A 23,325-nucleotide genomic window follows, 5' to 3' on the forward strand; every position below is an offset into this window, starting at 1 on the left:
TGTTACTTAATTACTTTAGCGTGTTTTTTATTACCGCCGCTGCCTGTCGTACTGCTGTTTGAACTGGAGGTACGCTTGCTCTAGGGGCTAGCAGGCCATAGTCGCGTACAAGGCCAATGTAGCGTATAACGGTAACGGGCACGCCCGCCTGGTCAAGCTTGCGGGCATAGGCTTCGCCTTCATCGGGCAATACATCATTTTCGGCAATTTTGTACCAGTGTCCTATAATCTGCCCGGTTAACCAGCGGCGGCACAGGCTATAATAAGTAGCCTAAAATTTTTGTAATTATTACTCATAGTATAACAGGTAGCTTTACAGTTACCGGTTTTATATTGCGGCCTAAGGGCTTAAATTAATTCCTTATATCAAATAGACTCCAGTTTTTCATATCTTTGCTTAATCGAATATCTCGTTATTTAGTCAGTATTAACTACTGTGGCAATTTTGTGGCAATCAAAGTGTTGTAAAGGAAAAAAACAAGTCTTTCTAAAGGTTTATGAGGGCCGGTTCGAATCTCTTCTCCTCTGCTATATGCCATTAAGTAGTTTAAAATGATTTTGTGGCAAAATTGTGGCACAAAGGAAGATTGACATTTTGAAAGCCAGCGTTTGTGGGTGAAATTTGATTAGGTTCGAATCCCTTCCTTCTGCAACACAAAAATTGCTCTAACAAAATTGCCAAAAACAGGTAAAAAAATGTGTGGCAAAATTGTGGCATTTTAGAAACTATGAAATAAGAATCCAGCAATAATGGGGGTTTACAGAGGAAAGTTCAAATCCCTTCCTCTCTGCTGAAACGATTTTTTTTTTAGCTTTTCAAAACAAAGCAAAATTTTCAAAAATATTCGTAAAACCCGCAAAATCAACTTTTTGCGGGTTTTTTATTTTTTTCAGATACACAAAATTTCAAAAACGCACAAAAATTTTGCCACAAATTAGGGGTTAAAATGCTGTTAATCAAGATTGTTAACCTATAGGGTCTATTATTTTGATAAGCAGGATGGCATACCTGCCTTTCCACTACAATATTGTGCCTTTTGGCTATACCTGCTCGCGCGCTGATTCTGAACTTTGCAATAACAAAAACATGTATCATGCAAAACGAAATTAAAAATTGGAAAGCATCTGATATACCTCAAAGAAAAAGTGGTTTAGCCGTAATTACAGGTAGTACAGAAGGTGTAGGATATGAAGATGCAGTAGCATTATCATCATCAGGATGGAATGTGGTAATGATGGGGCGTGACGCTCACAAAGGGGCTGAGTCAATTGCCAGGATTCATCAGATTAACCCTAAGGCTAAAGTTAGCTTTGAAAAAATAGACCTTGCAGATCTATCCTCGATCAAGGCCTTTGCTTCGCGAATGAATTCAAAAGGGCAGGCCATTAATCTATTAATAAATAATGCCGGTGTAATGACACCACCAAAACGGCTCGAAACTGCCGATGGCTTTGAGTTGCAATTCGGCACAAATCATATCGGCCACTTTGCATTGACGGCGCAGCTTCTTCCATTATTACGTAAATCACCGGGTGCCCGTGTGGTTACCGTATCAAGTGTAGCAAATCGTGCGGGGGAAATCAATTTTGATGACCTTCAGTCAAAATCTTCTTATAATCCAACGAAAGCCTACAGCCAGTCAAAACTTGCCAACCTAATGTTTGCTTTAGAACTACAAAGGCAAAGTGAAAAGCACGGTTGGGGCATTATAAGTATAGCTGCCCACCCCGGTGTTTCCAGGACGAATTTGCTTATTACCGGGGCAGGCAGATGGAGTGGACCGGGAATAATGAGGACGTTTCTTCCGTTTTTATTCCAGCCGCCCGCACAGGGAGCCTTGCCAACATTATATGCAGCCACCTCTCCGCACGCTATAGGAGGTGTGTATTACGGCCCAAATAAATTGAGCGAGACCCGTGGATTTCCATCAATCGCGAAAATACCCGTACAAGCACAGGATTTGGCTGTTTCTTTCAGGCTATGGGAAATATCCCAGGAGTTAGCCGGAGTTACATTTTAATGGCTGCCTTTTCAGTCCCCTATCTGCGCAAAAGATATTTAAAATTTTCAACAATTTGAATCAAAAAATAAGGCAAATGAAACTAATTGGCGCTGTATTGATTGTTGTGGTTTTGCTTTCATCCTGTAGTTCCAGGAAAACCGTTTACATAAGTAATAAAACGGGCAATACCATCACCTTGCTGTTGGATAGCTCTTACAGGCCCACATACGCAACTGCTTTTACAGATTCCCTAAATGGGTTAAGGATAGTGCATAAAAAAATTTTTGATTATGGTAAAGGCAAATGGACAAAGGATGATAAGAGCAACCTGGAAGAATTGCTTAAGCACACCAAAGTCATTAATGACAGCAGCAGGACAGCTGTCGATTTGCCACCCAAAACCAAAGTGTCGCATATACGCTTTGACGTTGAAGAACTGTGGGTAACTATTAAATAACATTTACAATAAATAAGATGAATACAATTCAAAACAACGACAAGTTACCAATGGGTTTAACGGTATTGTCAAATGCATTGCCACCTGTAGGATTTTATTTGTACTACAGATTAGAAAAGCATTCCCTAGAAAAGCGCGAACGGCTCTTATCAATGCCATTTTAGGTGTCCCAATTGGGATAATTGGTGGTTATATTTTGCAAAATTACATTCTAAATTAATGCTAAAAGAGCATTTGCGTAGTGCCCAAGAATAAATAAATTCGTTATTAAATTAAAATTGACTTGCAGTATGGCAAATTCAACTCCCTTCAGGGTAAAATCCATATCACAAATACACCAGTTGATCGGGCTTCCAAAACCGCATCATCCTCTTATCAGCATCCTGGACCTGAAAGGCCTGAGAAACGATACCGATATTGAGGCGGTTGTCTTTGAAATGTATGTGATATCAATGAAAAGGGGCTGCGACGGCTTACATTATGGCCAGCAGCAGTACGATTTTGATGAGGGGCTGATGGCTTTTCTATCTCCCGGACAGCTGCTGCGTGGAGAAGCAAACGGGGTACCGGGCAATATTGATGGCTGGATGCTGTTTATCCATCCCGATTTTTTATGGAACACCAGCCTTGCCCAAAAAATAAAAAAGTACGAATACTTCGGTTACGCCACCAACGAAGCCCTGTTTTTATCTGATAGGGAAGAGGCAGTAATAAATGACCTGGTGAAGAATATTAAAACTGAGTATGATTCTAACATTGATAAATTTAGTCAGGACATCATTATATCAAACCTTGAAACGCTGCTCAACTACGCCCAGCGTTTTTACGAGCGTCAGTTTATCACAAGGAAAATCACAAACAATCATATCCTGAACCGTTTTGAGGAGGTTCTGGCAGCTTATCTTAATGAGGGCGAAGTACTTTCTAAGGGATTGCCCACGGTGCAATACATGGCAGACAGTCTGCACATATCTTCTAAATATTTAAGCAGCCTGCTTAAACAGCTTACCGGACAGACCGCGCAACAAATGATTCACGAAAAATTGATTGATGTGGCAAAAGGCAAACTATCCACAACAGAGTTGTCGGTAGGTGAAATTGCCTATCAATTAGGCTTTGAGCATCCACAATCGTTCAATAAGTTATTTAAAAGCAAAACCAACCAAAGCCCGTTAGATTTTCGGCAGTCCTTCAACTAAAATGCTTGTGAGTCCTTCAAATAAAATGGCATCTAGGTACCGGGAAGCTTGCCGAATTGATTAACTTCGTTTAATAAGGATCATTAGGAGTTATGCACAGAAACACTTTTCCCGAAAACCTGAGCCAGAACAAAGGCCTTCCCATACGTATCGTAACACCGGAGTTTGGCCGTATATCGCCGGAGTGGGTGGTGCAATACGTTTCTGCCCAGCGCCTACCTTACTATTTCTTTCTCTTCGTGCTGCACGGAAGTAGTCATGAGGTTATTGATGGAGAAACAATCGAGGTGGGTGAAAATGAGCTATTTTTTGCCTTTCCGCACCAGATCAGGCAATTGGCTAAAAGCGGCCACGGCGCCGACTATTATAAATTGGGGTTTGACGATGAGTGCCTGTCCCGGTTGCCGAAAAGCTTCCCCTTTTTGCTTAACCCCCTGAACCGGCAAAAAATCAGTTTACTGCCCGATGTGGCAGTAAGGATTTGGAATATATTCAAAACCTTAAATGAACTGCTGCGCACTGCCGATACTGACCCTGAGCTGATCCTGGCGTACCTGAACAGCCTGCTTACGGAAATAAACACCGCCTATTTTGCACTGCATAAAAAGCAGGCAAGAGAAAGCCTGGATACATTTTTAGGGTTCAGGCTATTTGTAGAAGACCATCTCACTGATCAGCCTGCCATAACAGAGATTGCAGAAAAGCTGGCCGTAAGTACCGATTGTTTGTACAGGGTCGTGAAACAACAGTCGGGCCTTTCACCTAAAGAATTTATCACAGAGCGTTTAATTATTGAAGCAAGGCGTAGAATATATCATAACCAAACTACATCGGTAAAGGAACTGGCCTTTGAGCTTGGCTTTAACGACCCCGGGTATTTTTCGCGCCTGTTTAAAAAAGTAACAGGCAAAACAGTGGCCGGCTTTTATCAGGATTTGTCCTTGTAAAAGCGGTTTTTGTCCGACCCTAATTATCGCATTACCCTCACCTTTGTCTAAAAATAATATATTTATGGACAGACAATTTGGTAAAATATTGGTAACCGGTGCAACCGGTTTAGTTGGCTCGAGGCTTTTGCCCCGCCTTGTTGAAGCAGGATATAATTGTGCTGCACTGGTACGTGGTAAAGAGGTCGCTTCCGGAGTAACAGCTATAGAGGGCGACTTGTTCGATGCGGCATCTTTGGTGGCAGCAGTGAAAGATGTAAAGGCAGTCATTCACCTGGCAGCCGTGTTCCGTTCGCCGGACACAGACCTGATCTGGAAAAGTAACCTGGAGGGTACACGCAACCTTATTCATGCCGTAAAAAGCAATGCCCCTGATGCCCGCTTCATTTTTGCAAGCACCAGCCATGTGTATGACAAAAACAATACACACCCCGGCCGGGAGGATGATGCGCTTAACCCGCAGCATGCCTATCCGGCCAGTAAAGTAGCTGCTGAAAAGGAGCTATGTGAAAGCGGGCTGAACTGGTCGATTCTTCGCTTCCCGTTTGTTTACGGGGATGGTGACGGCCACTTGGAGGAATTGCCTAAACATGTAATTGCTGCTAACTTTCATCCGGCAATGCGCATGAGCACCATCCACCATCGTGATATATACACAGCCATTGAGATGGCTTTGCAGGGAATTATGGATGGCCGGGTGGTCAATATCGCAGATGAAGCCCCAACGACATTATATGAACTGTTACAGCTCGTTGGCGAGCCTATGAGCCCATCAGTAGAACCGCTTGTCAACCCATGGTACCTGCATGCCGATGCATCCCTGGCCCGCAGTTTGGGCTTTCAGGCATCGGTACGAACCGTACACCAGGCCGTACAGGAAAAACTTCTCTGACAAAAACAATCTTACAGCCCCTGAAATATCTCAGGGGCTTGTTCGTCAGCTTCATTTTTTTTACCATATGGTAAATAAGTGTTTTGCGCTGTGCATTATCTTTACGTAATGGAAGCACTGATAAATCTTATCCTGCAATTTGGCGACCTGAACAAGCAGCAGATTGAATTTTTGCTGAGTAAGGTTGAAATGCTCGAATTCAAAAAAGACGACTACCTGTCGGAAGCCGGGAAGGTGCCCCGCTATGTGGGTTTCGTTTTGGAAGGCGTGTTCCGCTTTTGTTATTATAACAATAAGGGTGAAGAGGTTACCAATTATTTTGTGGATGAAGGTAATTTTGTATCCGATCATGAAAAATTTGAATCGCAGATTATAGCTTCGGAATATGTACAGGCCGTTACTGACTGCAAAGTGCTTGTTTTTAACAAAAAAGGATGGGATGAGATATCCAATACCATTGTGGGCTGGGATATGATGAAGGCCAACATGGTAAAAAAATGCCTTACCCTTGCCATGGAACGGCGCAGCCCGCTGGTGTCGGAAGATGCCACCACACGTTATCTGTCGTTCATAGAAGGCTTTCCTAACCTCATCAACCGCATCCCGCTTTCGTATGTAGCCTCCTACCTGGGCATCACCCAGCAATCGCTAAGCCGCATACGCCGTAATATCCGTTAGCGTGTTTTTTTACCAAATGGTAAATGCTTTTCCCTTACTATTTTGAACATTTGCTTATTCATTTAAAATATAAAAAGATGAGCAAAAAGATTGTACTGATAACCGGAACAAATAGTGGTTTTGGGTGGCTTACCGCCCAGAGCGTGGCCGCCTTAGGGCATACCGTATACGCCACCATGCGTGATACACAAGAGCGTAACGCCGATAAAGCCCAAGCCCTTGAGGCATTTGAAAACATAACCGTTTTGGACGTTACCCTAACTGATGATGATAGCGTGAAGCAGGCTGTTGAAACCATTTTGGCGAAAGAAGGCCGTATCGATGTGCTGGTAAACAACGCCGGTTATGCCATGACCGGGGTGGCAGAAAGCTTTACCACCGCCGATGTGCACACCACTTTTGATATCAACGTGTATGCTCCCTGGCGACTGACCAAAGAGGTACTGCCGGCTATGCGCAAGCAGGCTGATGGGCTGATTATTAACATAACCAGCGGCTTCGGGCGGGTATCGTTCCCGTTTGCTACTATTTATGCGGCTTCAAAATTTGCGCTGGAAGGCATAAGCGAGGGCCTTCATTATGAGGTAAAGCGTTTAGGCATTGATGTGGCTCTTGTCGAGCCGGGCGCTTTCCCTACCGAAATGCAGCAAAAGAACAACCCCGCATCCGACCAGGGGGTATTTGAAGGGTACGGTGCCATTGCCGATATGACCAACAAAATGATGGCCGCCTTGGGCGGGGAGATGCAGGCTAAAAACCCCAACCCACAGGATGTTGCCGACGCAATTGTAAAACTGATTGACACTCCGAAAGGCTCCAGGCCTTTACGCACCGTGGTTGACCCCATAACCGGCCAATACATTGAAGCGGCCAACCAGGCTGTAGCCGAACAGTTTGCCAAAGGATTGACGGTATTCGGGATGGGTGAACTATTGTAACCAGCACAGATTGAATAGGAACTGGGGTAGGATGAGAATACTACCCCAGTTTTTTGTTTGCTGCATCCGGCGTATTGCATAGGATGTATTTTTATTGGCCCGGCGACGGAAGATAGGTTCAGCTGCCAACAGATAAAACGATAGCCATCCACTTCTACCTCGCTACAAAATTTATTAAAAAAAGTTAGCTTTTCATTAGGAACTTTTTTTTTGCCATTTGTTATACCAAAAACAGCACTTGCTTATGGGGCTTGCATATTTAAAAACAAAATTATCTTTCATGATGAAAGCACTAAGTCATAGTTGAAATTTGTCAATACTATAATGTTAAAAAACGAGTTATATTCATACGCTGAAACAAATTCATGGTAAACAATAACCTTATTAAAAAACTTAAGCAAGGCGACCAGAAAGCGTACAAAGAGGTGTATATGGCCTACTTTGACCAGCTTGTACAAGTTGCTAAAAAGTTTGATTTTAAGTTCCTTACACCGCAGGACCTGGTTCAGGAAACCTTCCTGCACCTGTACAAACAGCGCAACTTGCTAAAAGAAGATGTGTTGTTTGACAAGCAGCTTTTTGTTATTTGCAAAAACCTGATTATAAACTACCTTAACCGCGAAAATAAGGTTATACCCCTCGACCCGCATAAATTCCAGTTTCCTGCAGAAGAAGACACCCAATACGATTTTGAAACCCAGAGGCTCAGGTTAAATCAGCTGCTGGACCAGCTGCCGGAGCAGCAGCGCAAAATATTTACCCTTCACAAGCTGGACAACTATTCTTATCGTGAAATAGCTGAAATTACTAACCTTTCAGAGAAAACGATAGCAAACCACATTTACCTCGCTACAAAATTTATTAAAAAAAGTTAGCCTTTCATTAGGAACTTTTCTTTTGCCATTTGTTATACCCCAAAACAGCATTTTATTATGGGGCTTGCAGTATTTAAAACCAGCGTTACTACGCAGCAACAGGCAGACTACCTGCTGCACGTTTTGCGCCAGCGCATATCAGACGGAGTGATTTATTTCCACCCGCAGGGGCCTGTTCAGAACTGCCACATACAAATTAACCGCGATATTGCCGATATAGCCTGTGCCTTTTTTAAGAAGGAAGGCTTTGATTGCCAAAAACTTTAAAAAATTCATACCATGGACGAAAAAGACATTGAAAAGAAAATGCAGGAAGCCTGGAACGCCCCGGTAACTGAACAGCCGCAAGGCAAAAAGGAAGCCCTGTGGCAGGAATTTGCCAGGGAAGCTTTCCCGATAAAGAAAAAACGCAGGGCTTGGGTGTATTCGGCAGCGGCGTTAATTGTCCTGTCATTAAGTATAGCCGCTTATTTTACACTTAGCAGCACGGGCAATAGCAACAGCGCACAGGCTTACACCATAATAGAAAACCCGTCGGCTATAATCAAAAAGGTCATGTTGCCAGACAGCTCTGTGGTAGAGCTTGAGCCCCATGCCGAGATTCGCTATGCCGAGAATTTTAAGCACAACCGCAAGGTAACGTTATCCGGGGAAGCCTTTTTCAGCGTGCAGAAAGACAAACAGCACCCCTTTAGCGTGGCCTGCGGCAAAACCACTACGACGGTGCTGGGCACCTGCTTTACCGTGAGCAGCGCCGGCCACAACAGCGTGCGGGTGAACCTGTATGAAGGCCGCGTACAAATGAATGTAAAAGATACCCAAAGCAGCTGGATACTATCACCCGGGGAGCAGTTTGTGTATAAAGACGGCCGGGTGGCAGTAGAAGCGTTTAACCGTTTTAGTGATTTTGACAATACAGAACTCAGCACAATAATAGCTTACATAAAAACCACATACGGCTATAGTGTAGAAATACCCGCAGAATACCTTGAAAAAAAAATCACCCTGCGGCTTAATAAAAAGGAGAACCTTGAAAATGTAGTGGGCATAATTGCCCAGATGTATGAACTAAAACCCACAATAGATGAGAAAGTGAAGAAAATAACCCTGCAGTAAAAATGCAAAAGGATGCCATAGCCGCGAAACTAAACATCCTTTCCGGATTAAACAGAGCCTCGAAAACCCTCTTAACCTATTTCAAAAGTACAAAAATTTATGAAGCATTTATTTTCAGCATGCTTTTTACTATTCAGCCTCTGCCTTTTTGGGCAGCAGGTAAACCTTACGCTCACAAAAGGGGCCACTTTAAAACAGATCTTTGGCAAAATAGAGCAGCAAACCGATTTGAAGTTTGCCTTTACAGACCAGATAGACCTTACCCAGAAATACGCCGGCGAAAATATTGCCCTTAAAGGTGCAACCATTAAGCAGGTGCTCGATGTGCTGGGAAAAAACCTGCCCTATAGCTTCGCTATTACAGGGAATAACATCACGGTAAAACGTGTACCAACGCCGGCTCCGGGATCAAAAAAGTTGGGATCCTATATTCTTTCAGGCACTGTTACCGATGATAAGCAGGAAACCGTGGTGGCCGCCAGCATCCACATAGTAGAAACGGGTTCATGGGTCGCTACCGATGAAAACGGTAAATTCTCGGTAACCCTTCCACAAGGTGATTACACGCTTGAAACCAGTTATATTGGGCTTGCAAAAACCAGCCAGAAGGTAAGCCTGTCTAAAAATACCAGCATAAATATTGGCATGCAGGAAGATGCCGAAACGCTTGACGAGATTGTTATAAGCCAGGACAATAAGGCTGTAAACATACGAAAGCCGCAAATGAGCGTTAACAGCCTTACTTCCGCTGAGGTTAAGAAAATACCGGTAGCCATGGGCGAACCTGATTTATTGAAATCCCTCATGACGCTGCCCGGGGTTACCAATGCGGGCGAGCTTTCATCGGGCATAAACGTGCGTGGCGGGGCGGCAGACCAAAACCTGGTACTGTTAGACGATGCCCCTATTTTAAGTGATTCGCACATGTTTGGCTTCTTTTCGGTTTTTAATGCCGATGCCGTTAAAAACCTTGACCTGTACAAAGGCGGCATACCCTCTAAATTTGGCGGTAGGGTATCATCAATATTAGATGTGCACCAGCAGCCCGGTAGTACCGATAGCCTCAGGTTTAACGGCGGCATAGGTGTTATATCGAGTAAGTTATTAATTGAAGGGCCGGTACAGCGCGACAAGAGCTCGTTTATGGTTGCGGGGCGCACCTCTTATGCCCACCTGTTCCTTAAGTTGGCAGACAACAGCAACTCGGCCATGTTTTATGATGTTAATGCCCGTTTTAACCAAAAGGTTAACGAAAACAACAGCCTCCATTTTTCAGGCTACCTTGGCAGGGATAAGTTTGATATAGGCAACAACTTTTCCAGCAGCTACGGCAATACCATGGCAAACCTGAAGTGGAAACATACTTTTTCAGACAACCTGCAAACCGCACTCATGGTGTTTTACAGCGACTACAAGTTTAAGGTAAGCGTTGGTTCTGAAGGGCTTGACTGGGACAGCGGCATTGCTACCTATGGCTTAAAGTATGATTGGCAGCACAAAGTGGGCGAAAATTTCAGCTTTAATTATGGCCTGGAAACTTCTTATTATGATTTTAACCCCGGCACGCTGACTCCTCTAAGTGAAGATTCGCAGTTTAACTACCAGCAGTTCCAGAAAAAGCATGCCCTGGAGCCATCGGCCTACCTGGATATTGAACAAAAAATTACCGATAAGCTGAACCTGCGCTATGGCGTGCGCTATAGCATGTTTTACCGCTTTGGCCAGGAGGAGGTTAATATGTATCAAAATAATAACCCTGTACTTTACAACCCCACGCTTGGCATATATGAAGAAGCTGACCCTATAGGCACTATTAGTTACGGCCGCGGTGATAAAATAGCCAGCTTTAGCAACTTCGAGCCACGTGCCGCGCTATCGTATACGCTTAACGAAGACCAGTCGTTTAAGGCCAGCTACAACCGCATGGCACAGTACCTGCACATTATTGCAAATACGCAATCTCCGCTGCCACTAAACATCTGGACACCCAGCGGGCCTTATATAAAGCCTCAGCTGCTGGACCAGTATGCCCTGGGGTATTTCAGGAACTTTAAAAACAAAGAGTATTCGCTTGAAACGGAAGTATTTTACAAAAACATTAAAAACCGGATAGACTATGTAGACGGTGCCGATATTTTTGCCAATGAACAAATTGAAACCGTACTCCTGAACGGTAAGGCACGCTCTTACGGGCTCGAGGTGCTGTTTCGCAAAAACACCGGCCCCTTTACCGGATGGGTATCATATACCCTTAGCAGGGCAGAGCAAAAAACCGTGGGCAGGACACCCGAAGAGCCCGGCGTAGCCAACGGCGGCTGGTACCTTTCGGCTTATGACAAGCTGCACAACCTGAATATTACGGGCAGCTATGCCTTTAGCCCAAAATGGTCGTTCAACGCAAATTTTACGTTGCAGTCCGGCCGCCCGGTTACCTTCCCTAACGGTTATTTTGATTTTGGCGGCATAAAGGTGCCCAATTATTCAGAGCGCAATAAAGACCGCCTGCCGGCCTACCACCACCTTGACCTGGCCGCTACCTACACCCCAAAGCCCAATAAGAAAAAAAGCTGGCAAGGCGAATGGGTATTCAGCATTTACAATGCTTACGGCCGCAAAAACGCTGCATCCATAACGTTTGGTGCAAATGAAGATTCCGGCGCAAACGAGGCCACCCGCCTGTCTATTTTTGGTATAATACCCAGTGTTTCATACAACTTTAAATTTTAATCTCATTGAAAATGAAGAATGTAAGCTTATATAATCATTTTATTGTATTGATAATGGTGTGCATTAGCCTGTCTTCGTGCGAAGACGTTATCCAGGCCGACCTTGATACCGGAGAGGCAAAACTGTTGGTAGATGCCGAAATACTATGGCAAAAAGGCACTGACGGGGCTGTGCAAACCATAAAAATAAGCCGCATGACAGCTTACTATAACCCTGAAACCCCTAAAGTATCGGGTGCCCTGGTAAATATATCAAACAGTTCAGGTACACAGTTTGCTTTTGAAGAAACGGCACCGGGAATATACACCTGCACAAGCTTTGTACCGGCGCTTAACGAAACCTACACACTGCATGTAGCCGCCGACGGGCAGGTGTATACTGCCACGGAAACCCTTATGCCTGTTGCAGAAATAGACCACACAGATCAAATCAGTAATGGTGGGTTTTCTGGCGATGAGACTGAAGTTTCAATCTATTTTAACGATCCCGCTAACATAACAAACTATTATTTATCCAGTTTTATAACACCTGTGCTGCCCTATACGGAATATGACCTTAACGGCGATGAACTTTCTGACGGCAATGCAATAAAATCTGATTTTTCCCATGAAGATTTAAAACCAGGAGATGCGCTTCAAATTACCGTAAGGGGTATTTCGTATCAGTTTTACAATTATATGAACCTGATACTTAGCGCGGCAGACTCTGACCCGTTTAGCACGCCGCCGGCTAATATTAAAGGCAACATACTTAACCAGGACAACAACGGCAGCCCTGCCCTGGGATACTTCAGGCTATGCGAAACAGACTATATAGAGTATGTTGTTGAATAAATATCTTCCAAGTCTAAAAAACCAGATTACATAAAGGATTGCGGCTAATTCTTACGAAATAAAGATTCTATTTCCCTTTCATGGTAACTCCGTAGGGGTTTTTAATAAAACTTACTTTGTTTGTATTTGGATTACAATTAAGAAAATCCATTAACTGGCAACTGGAATTATAATATGTTATTCGCCGGAATGGGATATACCCCCCGCAAAGAAAATATGCTCCTGTCACACGGGAGCATTTTTAGTTTAGCGATTGTATTTTTCTTCCCCATCGTGCTGTTCAATATAAATTACTACCTTAGATTTGTTCATTAAAGCAAGCCGTTTAAATTTAATAGTCTCAATTTCTTATATCGCCCCATATGCGTATCCTCTACTGTTTTTTCCTTATTTCGTTCATTTTAATAGGCTGTAATGGCAAAAATAATGATACTGAAAATCATAAATATACTAACGACTTAATCAACGAAACCAGCCCCTACCTGTTGCAGCACGCGCATAACCCGGTAAACTGGAAAGCCTGGAACCAGGAAACCCTGAATAAGGCCAAAGCCGAGAATAAACTAATTATTATTTCGGTAGGTTATTCTGCGTGCCATTGGTGCCATGTGATGGAGGAAGAAAGTTTTGAAAACGAGGCTGTGGCTAAACTGATGAATGATAACTTTATCAGTATAAAGGTGGATAGGGAAGAGCGCCCTGACATTGACCAGGTGTATATGGATGCTGTAGAGTTAATGACCGGCAAAGGCGGCTGGCCCTTAAACTGTATTGCGCTGCCGGATGGCCGCCCCATTTTTGGGGGTACTTATTTTACGAAAGAGGAGTGGACAAAAGCGCTTACCGAACTATCGGGTTTGTACAAAAACAACCCTGAAAAAGCCCGTGAATATGCTGATAAGCTGGTGAAAGGGATTAAAGAATCGGCAATAGTTGCCGTAAATACTGGTGAAGCGGATTTTAAAAATGCAGACGTTTCTAAGGCCGTAACTTTATGGCAGGATCAGTTAGATTATGCAGAAGGCGGATTACTGGGCGACACAAAATTCCCCATGCCCGATGCCCTGCATTTTTTGCTGCGCTACAGCGTTCAGCATAATGATAAAAAGCTTCAGGACTACGTGCAGACAACGCTTACAAAAATGGCTAACGGTGGTATTTACGACCCCATAGGCGGCGGGTTTTCACGGTATTCAACCGATGCGAAATGGCACATCCCTCACTTTGAGAAAATGCTGTACGACAACGCTCAACTGGTTAGTTTGTACTCCGACGCTTATCTGGCTACGAAAGATGGGCTGTATAAACAAACCGTATATGAAACTCTTAATTTTGTTGAACACGAACTCATGGCCGCTAACGGAGCATTTTATTCGTCATTAGATGCCGACAGCAAAAATAGCACCCAAAAACTCGAAGAAGGCGCGTATTACGTTTGGAAAAAGGAAGAACTGCAATCGTTGTTAAAGTCTGATTATCCTCTTTTTGAGCAGTATTACAACGTTAATGAAAACGGCTTGTGGGAAAACCAAAACTACGTTTTATATAAAACACAATCAGATAAGGCCTTTGCGATTAAAAACAAACTAAGCCTCTCAGAGCTTGAAACCAAATTGAAAAACTGGAAACAAACCCTATTAAAGGCAAGGAACAAAAGGCCACAGCCCCATTTAGACAACAAAACCCTTACCTCATGGAATGCCCTGATGATAAAGGGCTATGCCAGCGCTTACAGGGTGTTTAAAAATGAGCATTTTAAAGAAGTTGCCTTAAAAAACGCGCGTTTTATTTTGCAGCACCAGCTACAGAAAGACGGCAGTTTATACCACAGTTATAAAGACGGTAAAAGCAGCATTGCAGGTTTTTCTGAAGACTACGCGGCAGTAGCAGACGCGTTTATTGCAGTGTACCAAATAACCTTTGACGAAAAATGGCTGCAAAAGGCCAAACAGTTAACTGATTATGCCATGGCGCATTTTTACGATAAAAAATCGGGATTGTTTTATTTTACATCTGATGCTGCAGCCAACCTGATTACCCGTAAAATGGAAATTGCCGACAATGTAATTCCCGGTTCTAACTCGGTACTTGCCCACAACCTGTTCCTTTTAGGGCACTATTACTCAGATGCTGCTTATGCCAAAACGGCCCGGCAAATGCTTAATACTGTAAAAGGCGATGCGCTGCAATCGCCAACGGAGTATTATAACTGGCTCGATTTGATGCTCAATTATACCGGTAACTTTTATGAGGTGGCACTTTCAGGGAAAGACGCGCTTGCCAAAACAACGCAGTTGCAAAGCTACTACCTGCCTAACATCCTTATTGCAGGCGCCACTAAAGACAGTAAGCTGCCCATTTTAGAAAACCGTTTTGTAGACAACGAAACGTATATTTATGTTTGCGTAAATAAAGCCTGTAAACGGCCCGAAACGGATGCTGCAACAGCAGTTGCCAGTATAAAAAAGGGCGGGCTGTAAGGAGAGATATGAATAAAAAGCGAAGGAGACAACAGCTTTACTCAGGTGAGTACGCTACTGTCTCCTTTACTTTTCCGGTATTTACTTTTCCTTTTTAAGGGTTTGGTTCCATCAGGTTGTTTGCAGATATTTCGCCGCTGGGTATGGGCCAGATGTAGTTACTGCTGGTGGGCAATACTAATGGCGCGGTACCTATAGAGCCTGTTTTTGCGGGCAGTGTTTGTACCTTTCTTTGCAAATCCATAAGCCGTATGCCCTCGCCTAAAAACTCAATATCCCTTTCTTTTTGTATGGTGGCAAGCAGTGCTTCCTGTGTTGCAATGTCAGCAGCAGGAAATGCATAAGCGGGAGCCGAACGGTGCCTTACCGCTTCTAAAAGTGATGTTGCGGTTTGTAAATCATTCATATTAGCCGCTGCTTCGGCATAATTGAGCAATACTTCGGCGTAGCGTATTACGGGTACATAATCCCTGAAAGGCGCCGTTGTAACGCTAAACTTTTTTAAGACTTTTTGATTTGCCGGGCTGGTGCCAATAAGTGAAGAACGTGCATCGGTGGCTGAATTTAAGGCCGGGTCGCTAACAATTCCTGCCGCTGCCAGGAAAATAATGGGCTGCGTTAAATAGTTGTAAGCCAGCGCATATTGTGCTGAAGGCGTTTCGGTGGTCGTATTTGCAAAGGGAATAGAAAAAACAGCTTCGGTCCCGGTGTAGCTGCCGCCAAATATCGTAGCGAAATTAGCCTCTAATTTTAGGGTTACGCCTCCTTCAGTATATTGGTAAGGCTGTGTTCCCGACACTATTTTTGTAGCCTCTTCAATCACTCCTGCAAAATCATTCTGCGCCAGCAGTACCCTTGTTTTCAGTGCAATCGCTGTGCTTTTTTTAGCCCTCGACGCATTGAGCAGCGGTGTTGTGTAGCCCACAGGCAGGTCTGCTTCGGCTTCATCCAGGTCTTTCAGAATTTGCGTATACACCATTTCTACCGAACTGCGCGCCAAATCATTATTTCCTGAAGTTGTGATAGGCGTTAAGCGCAGAGGTAAACCTAAGGCATTTTTATCCTGGTTATACGGTTTGGCATAGGTTTGCACCAAGCTGAAATAGCAAAAGGCGCGCACAAATTTTGCTTCGGCAATGTAGTCTTTAGCCAGCTCATCAGAAATCACAGTGGTTTCGTTCATTTTGCTGATTAAAATGTTAGCGGCGTTGATTGCCGTATAGCCTACCGACCAAACATTGTTTACAAAATCGTTTGTAGAGGCCACGTTTTGGTTCCAAACCGCCGAACCGGTTGCCGCGTTGCCGTCATTTTGTCCAAACTGGTCGGCCCGCTGCTCATTAAACACAATAAACCTGCCGCCATAAAAACTTTGGTTTTGCAATTGCTTGTACAGGTTGTTGGTCTGCGCCAAAATTTTCTCGGGCGTGCTGTATGCTATTGATTCCGGGATGCTGGTTTGGGGCTGTGTGTCTAACATGTCATCGCTGCAGGCTGTTGCAAACAGCATTACAACACAGCTGATTAAAATATATTTTTTCATTTTGTTTGTTTTTGATAATTAAAATCCAACATTTAACCCTACAGTATATACCTGTGCAGAGGGTGGCACATTTTGGTCTTTACCTGAATTTATAGAATTCCCGTTAATAGAAACCTCGGGGTCAGAGCCGCGGTATTTGGTAAAAGTGTGCAGGTTGCTGCCCTGTACATACACATAAAGTGAGCTGAAGGTGTTTTTAAAAAACGCCGCGCTTACCGGCACATTATAGCCCAATGACACGTTTTTAAATTTAATATATGAACCATCCTCTACTTTTGAAGTGCTTGAAAATGAAAAACCTGCCGACACATTATCGCCATAATACAGCTTCTGGATATCTGTTTTTTGCCCTGGGGTAGTCCACCTGTTTTTTATAAATTCGCCGTTGTTAAAATAGCGCTGGTCAGAATTGGTTGCCCGTGTGCCGTTATAGAGTTTGTTGCCCTGGGCAAAGGTAAGGTTAACGCCTAACGTAAAATTTTTATAATTAAAGGTATTGTTTAATCCTCCAAATAGTTTTGGCAACGACGGCCCCTGTATAACCCCATCTTTATAATTGTCTATAGCCGGTGCGGGAGAGCCGTCAAGGTAGGTCCATTTTGGCGAACCAATGTGGTTGTACTGTACCTCCCTGCCACTGCTGTTTATAAAAATCATCTGGCCGTTATCTGGATTTACACCTTTATTCGGCACCGCGAAGATCGAGCCGATAGAATAACCCACACGGGTCATGTTCTGTACCCCAAAAACACTTGGCACAAAAACATCGCTCACTAATGAGGTTACTTTATTTTTAAGGGTAGAAAGGTTAAGCCCGGCATTCCAGCTGAAGTTATTGCCGTTAACCACAAGCGCGTTAACCCCTAGTTCAACGCCGGTGTTATACATGCCGCCCACATTTTCGTTTATGTAGTTACCGGGTATCCCTGCCGAAAGCGCTTGCGGGGCTTTAAGGATAAGGTCTTTAATTTTGTTGTCAAAATAGTCAAATTCAACCGAAACCCTGTTGTTCAGCATCGTGAAGTTTACCCCTAAGTCGAGTTTTGAGCTTGTTTCCCATTTTAAATTGGGGTTAGCAGCCTGAGAGTAGCCCAGGGTAGGCGACCCTCCATACGTAGATGAATTATAAGTGCCTATGGCCGGATAGCTGCCTATCTCGCTGTTTCCTACTATACCATAACTGCCCCTTAGCTTAAAATTATCAAATACACTGTTTACCGTTGAGCCTTTTAAAAACGGTTCTTCCATTATATTCCAGCTTACAGAACCGCCACCAAAATTGCCGTATTTGTTTCCGGCAGACAATGCTGATAAGCCGTCAATCCTGTAATTTAAGGTAAGGAAGTACTTGTTTTTAAAATTATAGTTAAGGTTGCTAAAATAAGACAGGAGTGCATTTTCATACAGTTCGTTGCCTATAGGCGAAATATTGGCATAGCTGCCCTGGTAATTTTTATAGTAGGTGTCGGTTACATTAGTTTGAGAAGCGCCCCAGCTGTTCATGGAGGTTTTAATTTGCTCATAGCCTACCATTAGCCCTATGTGGTGGTTTTCTAAAAAAGTGTCTTTGTAGGTAATGGTATTTGCCCAGTCCGTCCGCAATAAATCAGCAGCTATATTAGTAGCCACCCCGTTAAACGCGGCCCCGCCCCCGTGGGTGGGGTTAAGCACTAACTTATTTTGAAGGCCAATGTTATTGAGGCCAAAACTGGTCCTGAACATTATTTTTTTGGTGATGTCAAGTTCACCAAATATATTCCCTAAAAGTGATTTGCTTATTGAAGTCGTTAAATCAAGGTCTTGTACCATAGCTAAATTGTAGGCATTAATGGTACCGATAATAGAAGGGATATTAGCCCCGTAACCCACGCTGATGCCGTTTTGTATGCTGTACGACCCATCGGCATTATACACCGGTACGTTGGGCGGCAGTACATAGGTCATCCTGCCCAAAGGCTCGTTAGTAATATACTCTGTATTATACGTTGACGAAGAAAGGGTGTTGCCCGCTACGGCTCCCGTATTAGGCCCCACATTTTTAGCATTGCTGTAGGATACATTTACCCCGGCCCTTATAAACTTAGTTACCTCGTGGCTTATGTTTAAGCGCGTAATATAATTTTGAAATGTATTGTTTTTTATAAAACTGTTCTGGTCGCTGTAATCAACAGAAAAGTAGTATTGTGTAGTATCATTAGCACCCGAAAGGTTAATGTTGTGGTTGCTTGAAAAACCGGGTTCATAAGCCACGTCATACCAGTTTGTATCTACAGTACTGCCATCAGCATTGGTCATAAGGAAAAAACCTTCCGGTTTTCCTGCATTTACAAGTGCTTCATTTTTAATCATGGCGTAGTCTTTCGCATTTAGCAACTTGGGCAGGTTATAAGGCGTACTGCGGCTGTGCCAGGTGTTGTAGTTAAACCGGGTTTTTCCCTTCTTCCCTTTTTTAGTGGTAATTACCATAACCCCGTTTGCCGCCCTGGAACCATATATGGCCGCCGCCGAAGCATCCTTAAGCACATTGATGGACTCAATATCGCTAGGGCTGATTTCAGATAGTGGGTTGTTGCCTACAAAGCCGCCTAACGAACCCGTAAACACGGCAACACCATCTACCACTATTAACGGGAAAAGCCCTGATGTAATGGTGTTTAAGCCCCTTACGCGGATGACTGGGGTGTTGTTTAGCACACCCGAAGACTGAATTACATCTACACCCGTAGCCTGGCCGCCCAGCAGCTGGTCAAAGCTTGTAGTGGGGCGGTTGCGTAACTGGCTGGCCGTAACCGTAGCAACCGAGCCTGAAAACTCCGATTTTTTCTGAGACAGGTACCCGCTGGAAATCAATACTTCATCTAATTCGCTTGAAGCGCTTTGCAATACAATCTTGATATTTTTGTCTGTCCTCACCACAAAATTCTGGGTTTCATAGCCCAGCATTGTAACGGTTAGCCCTATAGGAAACCGGGCGGTTGTGGTTATAGAGAAATAACCGTTTTCATCGGTTACAAAAGTCTCATCAGTATTGTTGATTTGGATGGTCGAAGCCGGTACCGGCTGGTTATTACTGTCGGTAACCTGCCCTTCAATTGTAGTGGTTTGCCCGTAAACAGAAATAGAAAATAAGAGAAAACACAGCATGGTTAGCCCGTTTCTATTTATTAGCGCTGCTAAAAAACGGTATATATAGTTTTGCTTCATGTATTTTTAGTGTATAGCATTGCCTGAACCAGGACACAATAGTGCCCCGGTTAAAACAACGGTAGTGATATTGATTTTAAATTTTAAAGATGCCCGCTTTTATAAAAACTATAGAAGCAGGACTCAGCTTAATTGATTTTAACGCTTTGTAAAAACGAATTATTTTTAGTTACCAGGAGATAGGTTTTGCCCTTTACATTAATCTCTGCCATGTTTTTAACATCGCCCGGAGTAAAGAATCCGCTATCAGGTGCGGTTATGGGTTTAAAAGCCCCTTTACCATTTCCTTTTAAAAACAGTCCATGGCCAGCATCATTGCGGGGTGTCTCTACTTCAGAGCCATACAGGTTACCGCCTATTATAACATCCAGGTTACCGTCTTTATCATAATCTTTAACCATAACCTGGTTAATGCAGGTAAGCTGTGCGGCTACAGGCAGCTCATGAATTACAAACTTGCCGTTTTTGTTCTCTAAATAAATACTGGCAAACGATTTTACTGTATAGTGTAAGGCTTCCTTAAGGGATTTCTCGGTATATACATCAACCAGCGTAGCTTCAGAAAAACTCTCGTAGTCTTTAAATTTCTTTTTGATATTAGGTATCTGCTGAGACGAGCAGCCGCGGCCGCGCACCGGGTATTGCTTGCCATCATTATAGTAGCTCAATACAATATCCTTGTGCTTGTCATTATCAAAATCCTTCACGAAAATATCAAAAGTTTCATCCGGGGTAGCTTTGTATTTGTAGTTCAGGCCGTTGTTGCCCACAATATAATCCATGTCGCCATCCTTATCAAAATCGCCCTGCTCTATGCTCCACCACCAGCCGGTGGTATCATCGTTAAGGCCCAGGCTTTTTGTAACCTCTTTAAAGCCCGAGGCCGTATTCTGGAAAACACGTATGGGCATCCATTCGCCCACAATGATGATATCTTCTGCCTTGTCATTATTAAAATCGGTAATCACGGCACCTGTAGCCATACCTAAATCAACAAACTCCTTAGGCGCTTTTTTAGAAACTTCAAACCTTGGTTGTGCAGCCGTGCTGATGTTATGCAGCAAATAGGTAGTTGCAGGCGAGGGGTACTGCCCCGGAACCTGCCTGCCTAATACTAAGAGGTCTTGTTTTCCATCCTTGTCATAGTCTACAGGGTATACTTTAGACCCGCTGGTAAGCATTGATGGCAGTACACCCGCGGGGGCTTTGGTAAAATCTCCTTTGCCGTTGTTTATGTACAGCCTGTCCTGTAGTTTAGGGTCGTTCATTAAAAATTCATATCCACCGCTTACAACATACAGGTCGTTATCACCGTCATTATCGGCATCAAAAATTAACGCACCGGTGTCTTCGCTTGCTTTATCTTCCTCTAATGCCGGGATGCTTTTCTCTGCAAAGCCATTTTTAGCCTGCAGAAACACTTTACCGTCATAGCCCGCAGAGCCGCCAATAAAATAATCGTCAAGCCCGTCTTTATTTAAATCGCCTACAGCAATAGCAGGGCCAAAAGACGACATTTTGTGGGGCATTAACACCTGGTCTTTAAAGTCATCATATTTATTTTCTTCGTGCTTATAAGCCGGGAATACTGCGGTTTCGGTTGTAAACAGGGTAGGTCTAGCGGTTTGTGCCACCGCTTCAGGTTTAGCATCCTGTTCTTTAAAGGTAAGTGTCTGGTTTGCTTTTACATTAGATAATTTTTGCACATTACCATTGGTCCACACTACTTTTACCTCTTCTATTGTATTTTCTTTCGCTACGCCAAAATGCAGTTCGGGCGCAACAGAAGACTGGAAGCCCCTTGTCAGTGTAAGTTCCTGAAGCTGCGTCCCTTTTTTTGTTTTTACATATACGCGGTTTCCTAAACCATAGGTGTTTTTTGAACTGCCCTTAAATTTTACTTTTATGTAATTGTTAAGTTCTGAACTTGAGTTTTCAAATACAGAGGCATAGTCATCTATATTGTTAACAATCAGGTCTAAATCACCGTCGTTATCTAAATCAGCATAGGCAACACCATTTGAAAAACCTTTGTACTCAATGCCCCATTTTTTATTTACATATTCAAAGTTTAAATCGCCATGGTTCTGGAACATGAAATTATCAATTTTTTCTGAAGGTATTTCCTGAGACCTTTTGAGCACTTCTGCAGGTGTTAATTTCTCACGGGAAAAACTATGGAAATAGTCATTATTGTTAATTTCCTTTCTTGTTCCGTTGCTTACAAACAGGTCTTTATTGCCATCGTTATCAAAATCTGCGAATAAAGGCCCCCAGCTCCAGTCGGTAGACGAAGTGCCTGTAATGCGCGATACGTTGCTAAAATGCGGGATTCCGTTTTCATAAACGCCTGAGTTAAGCTGCATACAGTTGTGCATGTACTGGTAGTTAAAGCCTGCGTCGGCTATATCCCAAAAAAGCTGCGGGTTCATGCTCGACATGTTTGCTTTTTTGCGCCGGTTGTCTTTAGCATCCATATCTACCTGGAAGATATCCAGGTTGCCATCGTTATTAAAGTCAGAAATATCGGCGCCCATCCCGTAAAAAGAATTGTGGGCCGTAGCTTCTTTTACCACTTCCCTAAATGTACCGTCCTGGTTGTTAAGGTACATAAAATCGGGCGAATTAAAGTCGTTTGAAACATACAGATCCGGCCAGCCGTCGTTGTTTATATCGCCCACTGTGGCACTAAGAGACAGCCCGTAGGCTTTTACACCGGCCTGTTCGGTAACATTGGCAAAATGGTTACCGTCGTTTCTATATAAGTGCCCTGATTCATGGTCTTTAACATTCACCATCATTTGCAGATAATCGCTTGTGGGCGAATTAAATCTTGTAGGGGGGTAATTCGCTACAAATAAATCCAAATCGCCATCTTTATCATAGTCAAAAAAAGTACCCTGCACGCTGTTGCCTATGTCGTCAATGCCATATTCTTTCGCTTTTTCTGTAAAAGTGCCATTGCCATTATTTAGGTAGAGTTCATTATTCTTGGGGCCAAATTTCCCACCTACGCTACAGTAAATATCAAGGAAACCATCACCGTTTACATCGGCCATGGTAACACCTGTATACCAGCGGGAATCGCCGCCCACGCCGGCTTTCTTAGTAATGTCTTCAAACTTTAGGTTGCCTTTGTTAAGGTACAATTTGTTTGATACCTGGTTGCCGGTAAAAAACACGTCCACAAGGCCATCATTATTAATATCGCCTGTAGCAACCCCACCCCCCAGGTAAATATAACCATAGGTAAAATAGTTAAGGGAGTCATTTTCGGTAAGGTTATTGCTAAATTCAATACCTGTGTCAGAATGGCTTAACGTAGCAAATATTTCCTCACCTGATTCTTCTTTAGAACAGCTGGCGAGAAGCAATAAGCTTGTGAGGCCAAAAAACAGTGCATTTATTTTCATACGTTTCATATATTTCTATA

17 protein-coding genes are annotated in these 23,325 nt (G+C 43.4%); 13 read left to right on the forward strand and 4 right to left on the reverse strand.

Features of this window, described 5'->3' with window-relative positions:
* Positions 1-10: 10 nt before the first annotated feature.
* On the reverse strand, positions 11-256 hold the full coding sequence (locus ACLI09_RS02020) for an alpha/beta hydrolase (RefSeq protein WP_411418007.1): 246 nt from the start codon (positions 254-256) through the stop codon (positions 11-13).
* An 838-nt stretch (positions 257-1,094) separates the two neighbouring features.
* Here ACLI09_RS02020 and ACLI09_RS02025 point away from each other — a divergent pair.
* The 13 genes from ACLI09_RS02025 (at position 1,095) to ACLI09_RS02085 (ending at position 15,145) form a co-directional block, all read left to right on the forward strand.
* Positions 1,095-2,021 (forward strand): SDR family oxidoreductase, encoded by a 927-nt coding sequence (locus ACLI09_RS02025; RefSeq protein WP_411417911.1) that lies wholly within the window; start codon positions 1,095-1,097, stop codon positions 2,019-2,021.
* Between the two features lie 76 nt (positions 2,022-2,097).
* The gene (locus ACLI09_RS02030) at positions 2,098-2,460 is read left to right on the forward strand and encodes a hypothetical protein (protein WP_411417912.1); all 363 of its coding nucleotides are present in this window, start codon (positions 2,098-2,100) and stop codon (positions 2,458-2,460) included.
* A gap of 290 nt (positions 2,461-2,750) precedes the next feature.
* Complete coding sequence (locus tag ACLI09_RS02035; RefSeq protein ID WP_411417913.1) at positions 2,751-3,659, forward strand: helix-turn-helix domain-containing protein; 909 nt, start codon at positions 2,751-2,753, stop codon at positions 3,657-3,659.
* Positions 3,660-3,751: 92 nt separating this feature from the next.
* On the forward strand, positions 3,752-4,606 hold the full coding sequence (locus ACLI09_RS02040) for a helix-turn-helix domain-containing protein (RefSeq protein WP_411417914.1): 855 nt from the start codon (positions 3,752-3,754) through the stop codon (positions 4,604-4,606).
* 64 nt (positions 4,607-4,670) lie between these two features.
* The gene (locus tag ACLI09_RS02045) at positions 4,671-5,498 is read left to right on the forward strand and encodes an NAD-dependent epimerase/dehydratase family protein (RefSeq protein WP_411417915.1); all 828 of its coding nucleotides are present in this window, start codon (positions 4,671-4,673) and stop codon (positions 5,496-5,498) included.
* 108 nt (positions 5,499-5,606) lie between these two features.
* Positions 5,607-6,176, forward strand: a complete 570-nt coding sequence (locus ACLI09_RS02050; protein WP_411417916.1) for a Crp/Fnr family transcriptional regulator — start codon at positions 5,607-5,609, stop codon at positions 6,174-6,176.
* A 77-nt stretch (positions 6,177-6,253) separates the two neighbouring features.
* Positions 6,254-7,114, forward strand: a complete 861-nt coding sequence (locus ACLI09_RS02055; protein ID WP_411417917.1) for an SDR family oxidoreductase — start codon at positions 6,254-6,256, stop codon at positions 7,112-7,114.
* 365 nt (positions 7,115-7,479) lie between these two features.
* A complete protein-coding gene (locus ACLI09_RS02060) occupies positions 7,480-7,989 on the forward strand; it encodes an RNA polymerase sigma factor (RefSeq protein WP_411417918.1) in 510 nt (169 codons plus the stop codon).
* A gap of 57 nt (positions 7,990-8,046) precedes the next feature.
* A complete protein-coding gene (locus tag ACLI09_RS02065) occupies positions 8,047-8,256 on the forward strand; it encodes a hypothetical protein (protein ID WP_411417919.1) in 210 nt (69 codons plus the stop codon).
* Between the two features lie 12 nt (positions 8,257-8,268).
* A complete protein-coding gene (locus ACLI09_RS02070; RefSeq protein WP_411417920.1) occupies positions 8,269-9,105 on the forward strand; it encodes a FecR family protein in 837 nt (278 codons plus the stop codon).
* 99 nt (positions 9,106-9,204) lie between these two features.
* On the forward strand, positions 9,205-11,832 hold the full coding sequence (locus ACLI09_RS02075; RefSeq protein ID WP_411417921.1) for a carboxypeptidase-like regulatory domain-containing protein: 2,628 nt from the start codon (positions 9,205-9,207) through the stop codon (positions 11,830-11,832).
* Between the two features lie 11 nt (positions 11,833-11,843).
* Positions 11,844-12,665 (forward strand): DUF4249 domain-containing protein, encoded by an 822-nt coding sequence (locus ACLI09_RS02080; RefSeq protein ID WP_411417922.1) that lies wholly within the window; start codon positions 11,844-11,846, stop codon positions 12,663-12,665.
* Positions 12,666-13,027: 362 nt separating this feature from the next.
* Entirely contained in the window at positions 13,028-15,145 is a 2,118-nt protein-coding gene (locus ACLI09_RS02085; protein WP_411417923.1) for a thioredoxin domain-containing protein, read from the forward strand.
* A 94-nt stretch (positions 15,146-15,239) separates the two neighbouring features.
* Here the strand turns inward: ACLI09_RS02085 and ACLI09_RS02090 are convergent, their stop codons facing one another.
* The 3 genes from ACLI09_RS02090 to ACLI09_RS02100 form a co-directional block, all read right to left on the reverse strand.
* On the reverse strand, positions 15,240-16,688 hold the full coding sequence (locus ACLI09_RS02090) for a RagB/SusD family nutrient uptake outer membrane protein (RefSeq protein WP_411417924.1): 1,449 nt from the start codon (positions 16,686-16,688) through the stop codon (positions 15,240-15,242).
* An 18-nt stretch (positions 16,689-16,706) separates the two neighbouring features.
* Complete coding sequence (locus ACLI09_RS02095) at positions 16,707-19,892, reverse strand: SusC/RagA family TonB-linked outer membrane protein (RefSeq protein ID WP_411417925.1); 3,186 nt, start codon at positions 19,890-19,892, stop codon at positions 16,707-16,709.
* A gap of 128 nt (positions 19,893-20,020) precedes the next feature.
* On the reverse strand, positions 20,021-23,305 hold the full coding sequence (locus ACLI09_RS02100; protein WP_411417926.1) for a VCBS repeat-containing protein: 3,285 nt from the start codon (positions 23,303-23,305) through the stop codon (positions 20,021-20,023).
* Positions 23,306-23,325: the final 20 nt, after the last annotated feature.

The sequence above is a fragment of the Flavobacterium sp. RHBU_24 genome (assembly GCF_046613695.1).
Lineage (GTDB): Bacteria > Bacteroidota > Bacteroidia > Flavobacteriales > Flavobacteriaceae > Flavobacterium.

Excerpts from the sequence above, each read along its gene's own strand:
- ACLI09_RS02025 (WP_411417911.1), top strand. The coding sequence starts at position 1,095 with ATGCAAAACGAAATTAAAAATTGGAAAGCATCTGATATACCTCAAAGA.
- ACLI09_RS02030 (WP_411417912.1), top strand. The coding sequence starts at position 2,098 with ATGAAACTAATTGGCGCTGTATTGATTGTTGTGGTTTTGCTTTCATCC.
- ACLI09_RS02035 (WP_411417913.1), top strand. The coding sequence starts at position 2,751 with ATGGCAAATTCAACTCCCTTCAGGGTAAAATCCATATCACAAATACAC.
- ACLI09_RS02040 (WP_411417914.1), top strand. The coding sequence starts at position 3,752 with ATGCACAGAAACACTTTTCCCGAAAACCTGAGCCAGAACAAAGGCCTT.
- ACLI09_RS02045 (WP_411417915.1), top strand. The coding sequence starts at position 4,671 with ATGGACAGACAATTTGGTAAAATATTGGTAACCGGTGCAACCGGTTTA.
- ACLI09_RS02050 (WP_411417916.1), top strand. The coding sequence starts at position 5,607 with ATGGAAGCACTGATAAATCTTATCCTGCAATTTGGCGACCTGAACAAG.
- ACLI09_RS02055 (WP_411417917.1), top strand. The coding sequence starts at position 6,254 with ATGAGCAAAAAGATTGTACTGATAACCGGAACAAATAGTGGTTTTGGG.
- ACLI09_RS02060 (WP_411417918.1), top strand. The coding sequence starts at position 7,480 with ATGGTAAACAATAACCTTATTAAAAAACTTAAGCAAGGCGACCAGAAA.
- ACLI09_RS02065 (WP_411417919.1), top strand. The coding sequence starts at position 8,047 with ATGGGGCTTGCAGTATTTAAAACCAGCGTTACTACGCAGCAACAGGCA.
- ACLI09_RS02070 (WP_411417920.1), top strand. The coding sequence starts at position 8,269 with ATGGACGAAAAAGACATTGAAAAGAAAATGCAGGAAGCCTGGAACGCC.
- ACLI09_RS02075 (WP_411417921.1), top strand. The coding sequence starts at position 9,205 with ATGAAGCATTTATTTTCAGCATGCTTTTTACTATTCAGCCTCTGCCTT.
- ACLI09_RS02080 (WP_411417922.1), top strand. The coding sequence starts at position 11,844 with ATGAAGAATGTAAGCTTATATAATCATTTTATTGTATTGATAATGGTG.
- ACLI09_RS02085 (WP_411417923.1), top strand. The coding sequence starts at position 13,028 with ATGCGTATCCTCTACTGTTTTTTCCTTATTTCGTTCATTTTAATAGGC.
- ACLI09_RS02090 (WP_411417924.1), bottom strand. The coding sequence starts at position 16,688 with ATGAAAAAATATATTTTAATCAGCTGTGTTGTAATGCTGTTTGCAACA.
- ACLI09_RS02095 (WP_411417925.1), bottom strand. The coding sequence starts at position 19,892 with ATGAAGCAAAACTATATATACCGTTTTTTAGCAGCGCTAATAAATAGA.
- ACLI09_RS02100 (WP_411417926.1), bottom strand. The coding sequence starts at position 23,305 with ATGAAAATAAATGCACTGTTTTTTGGCCTCACAAGCTTATTGCTTCTC.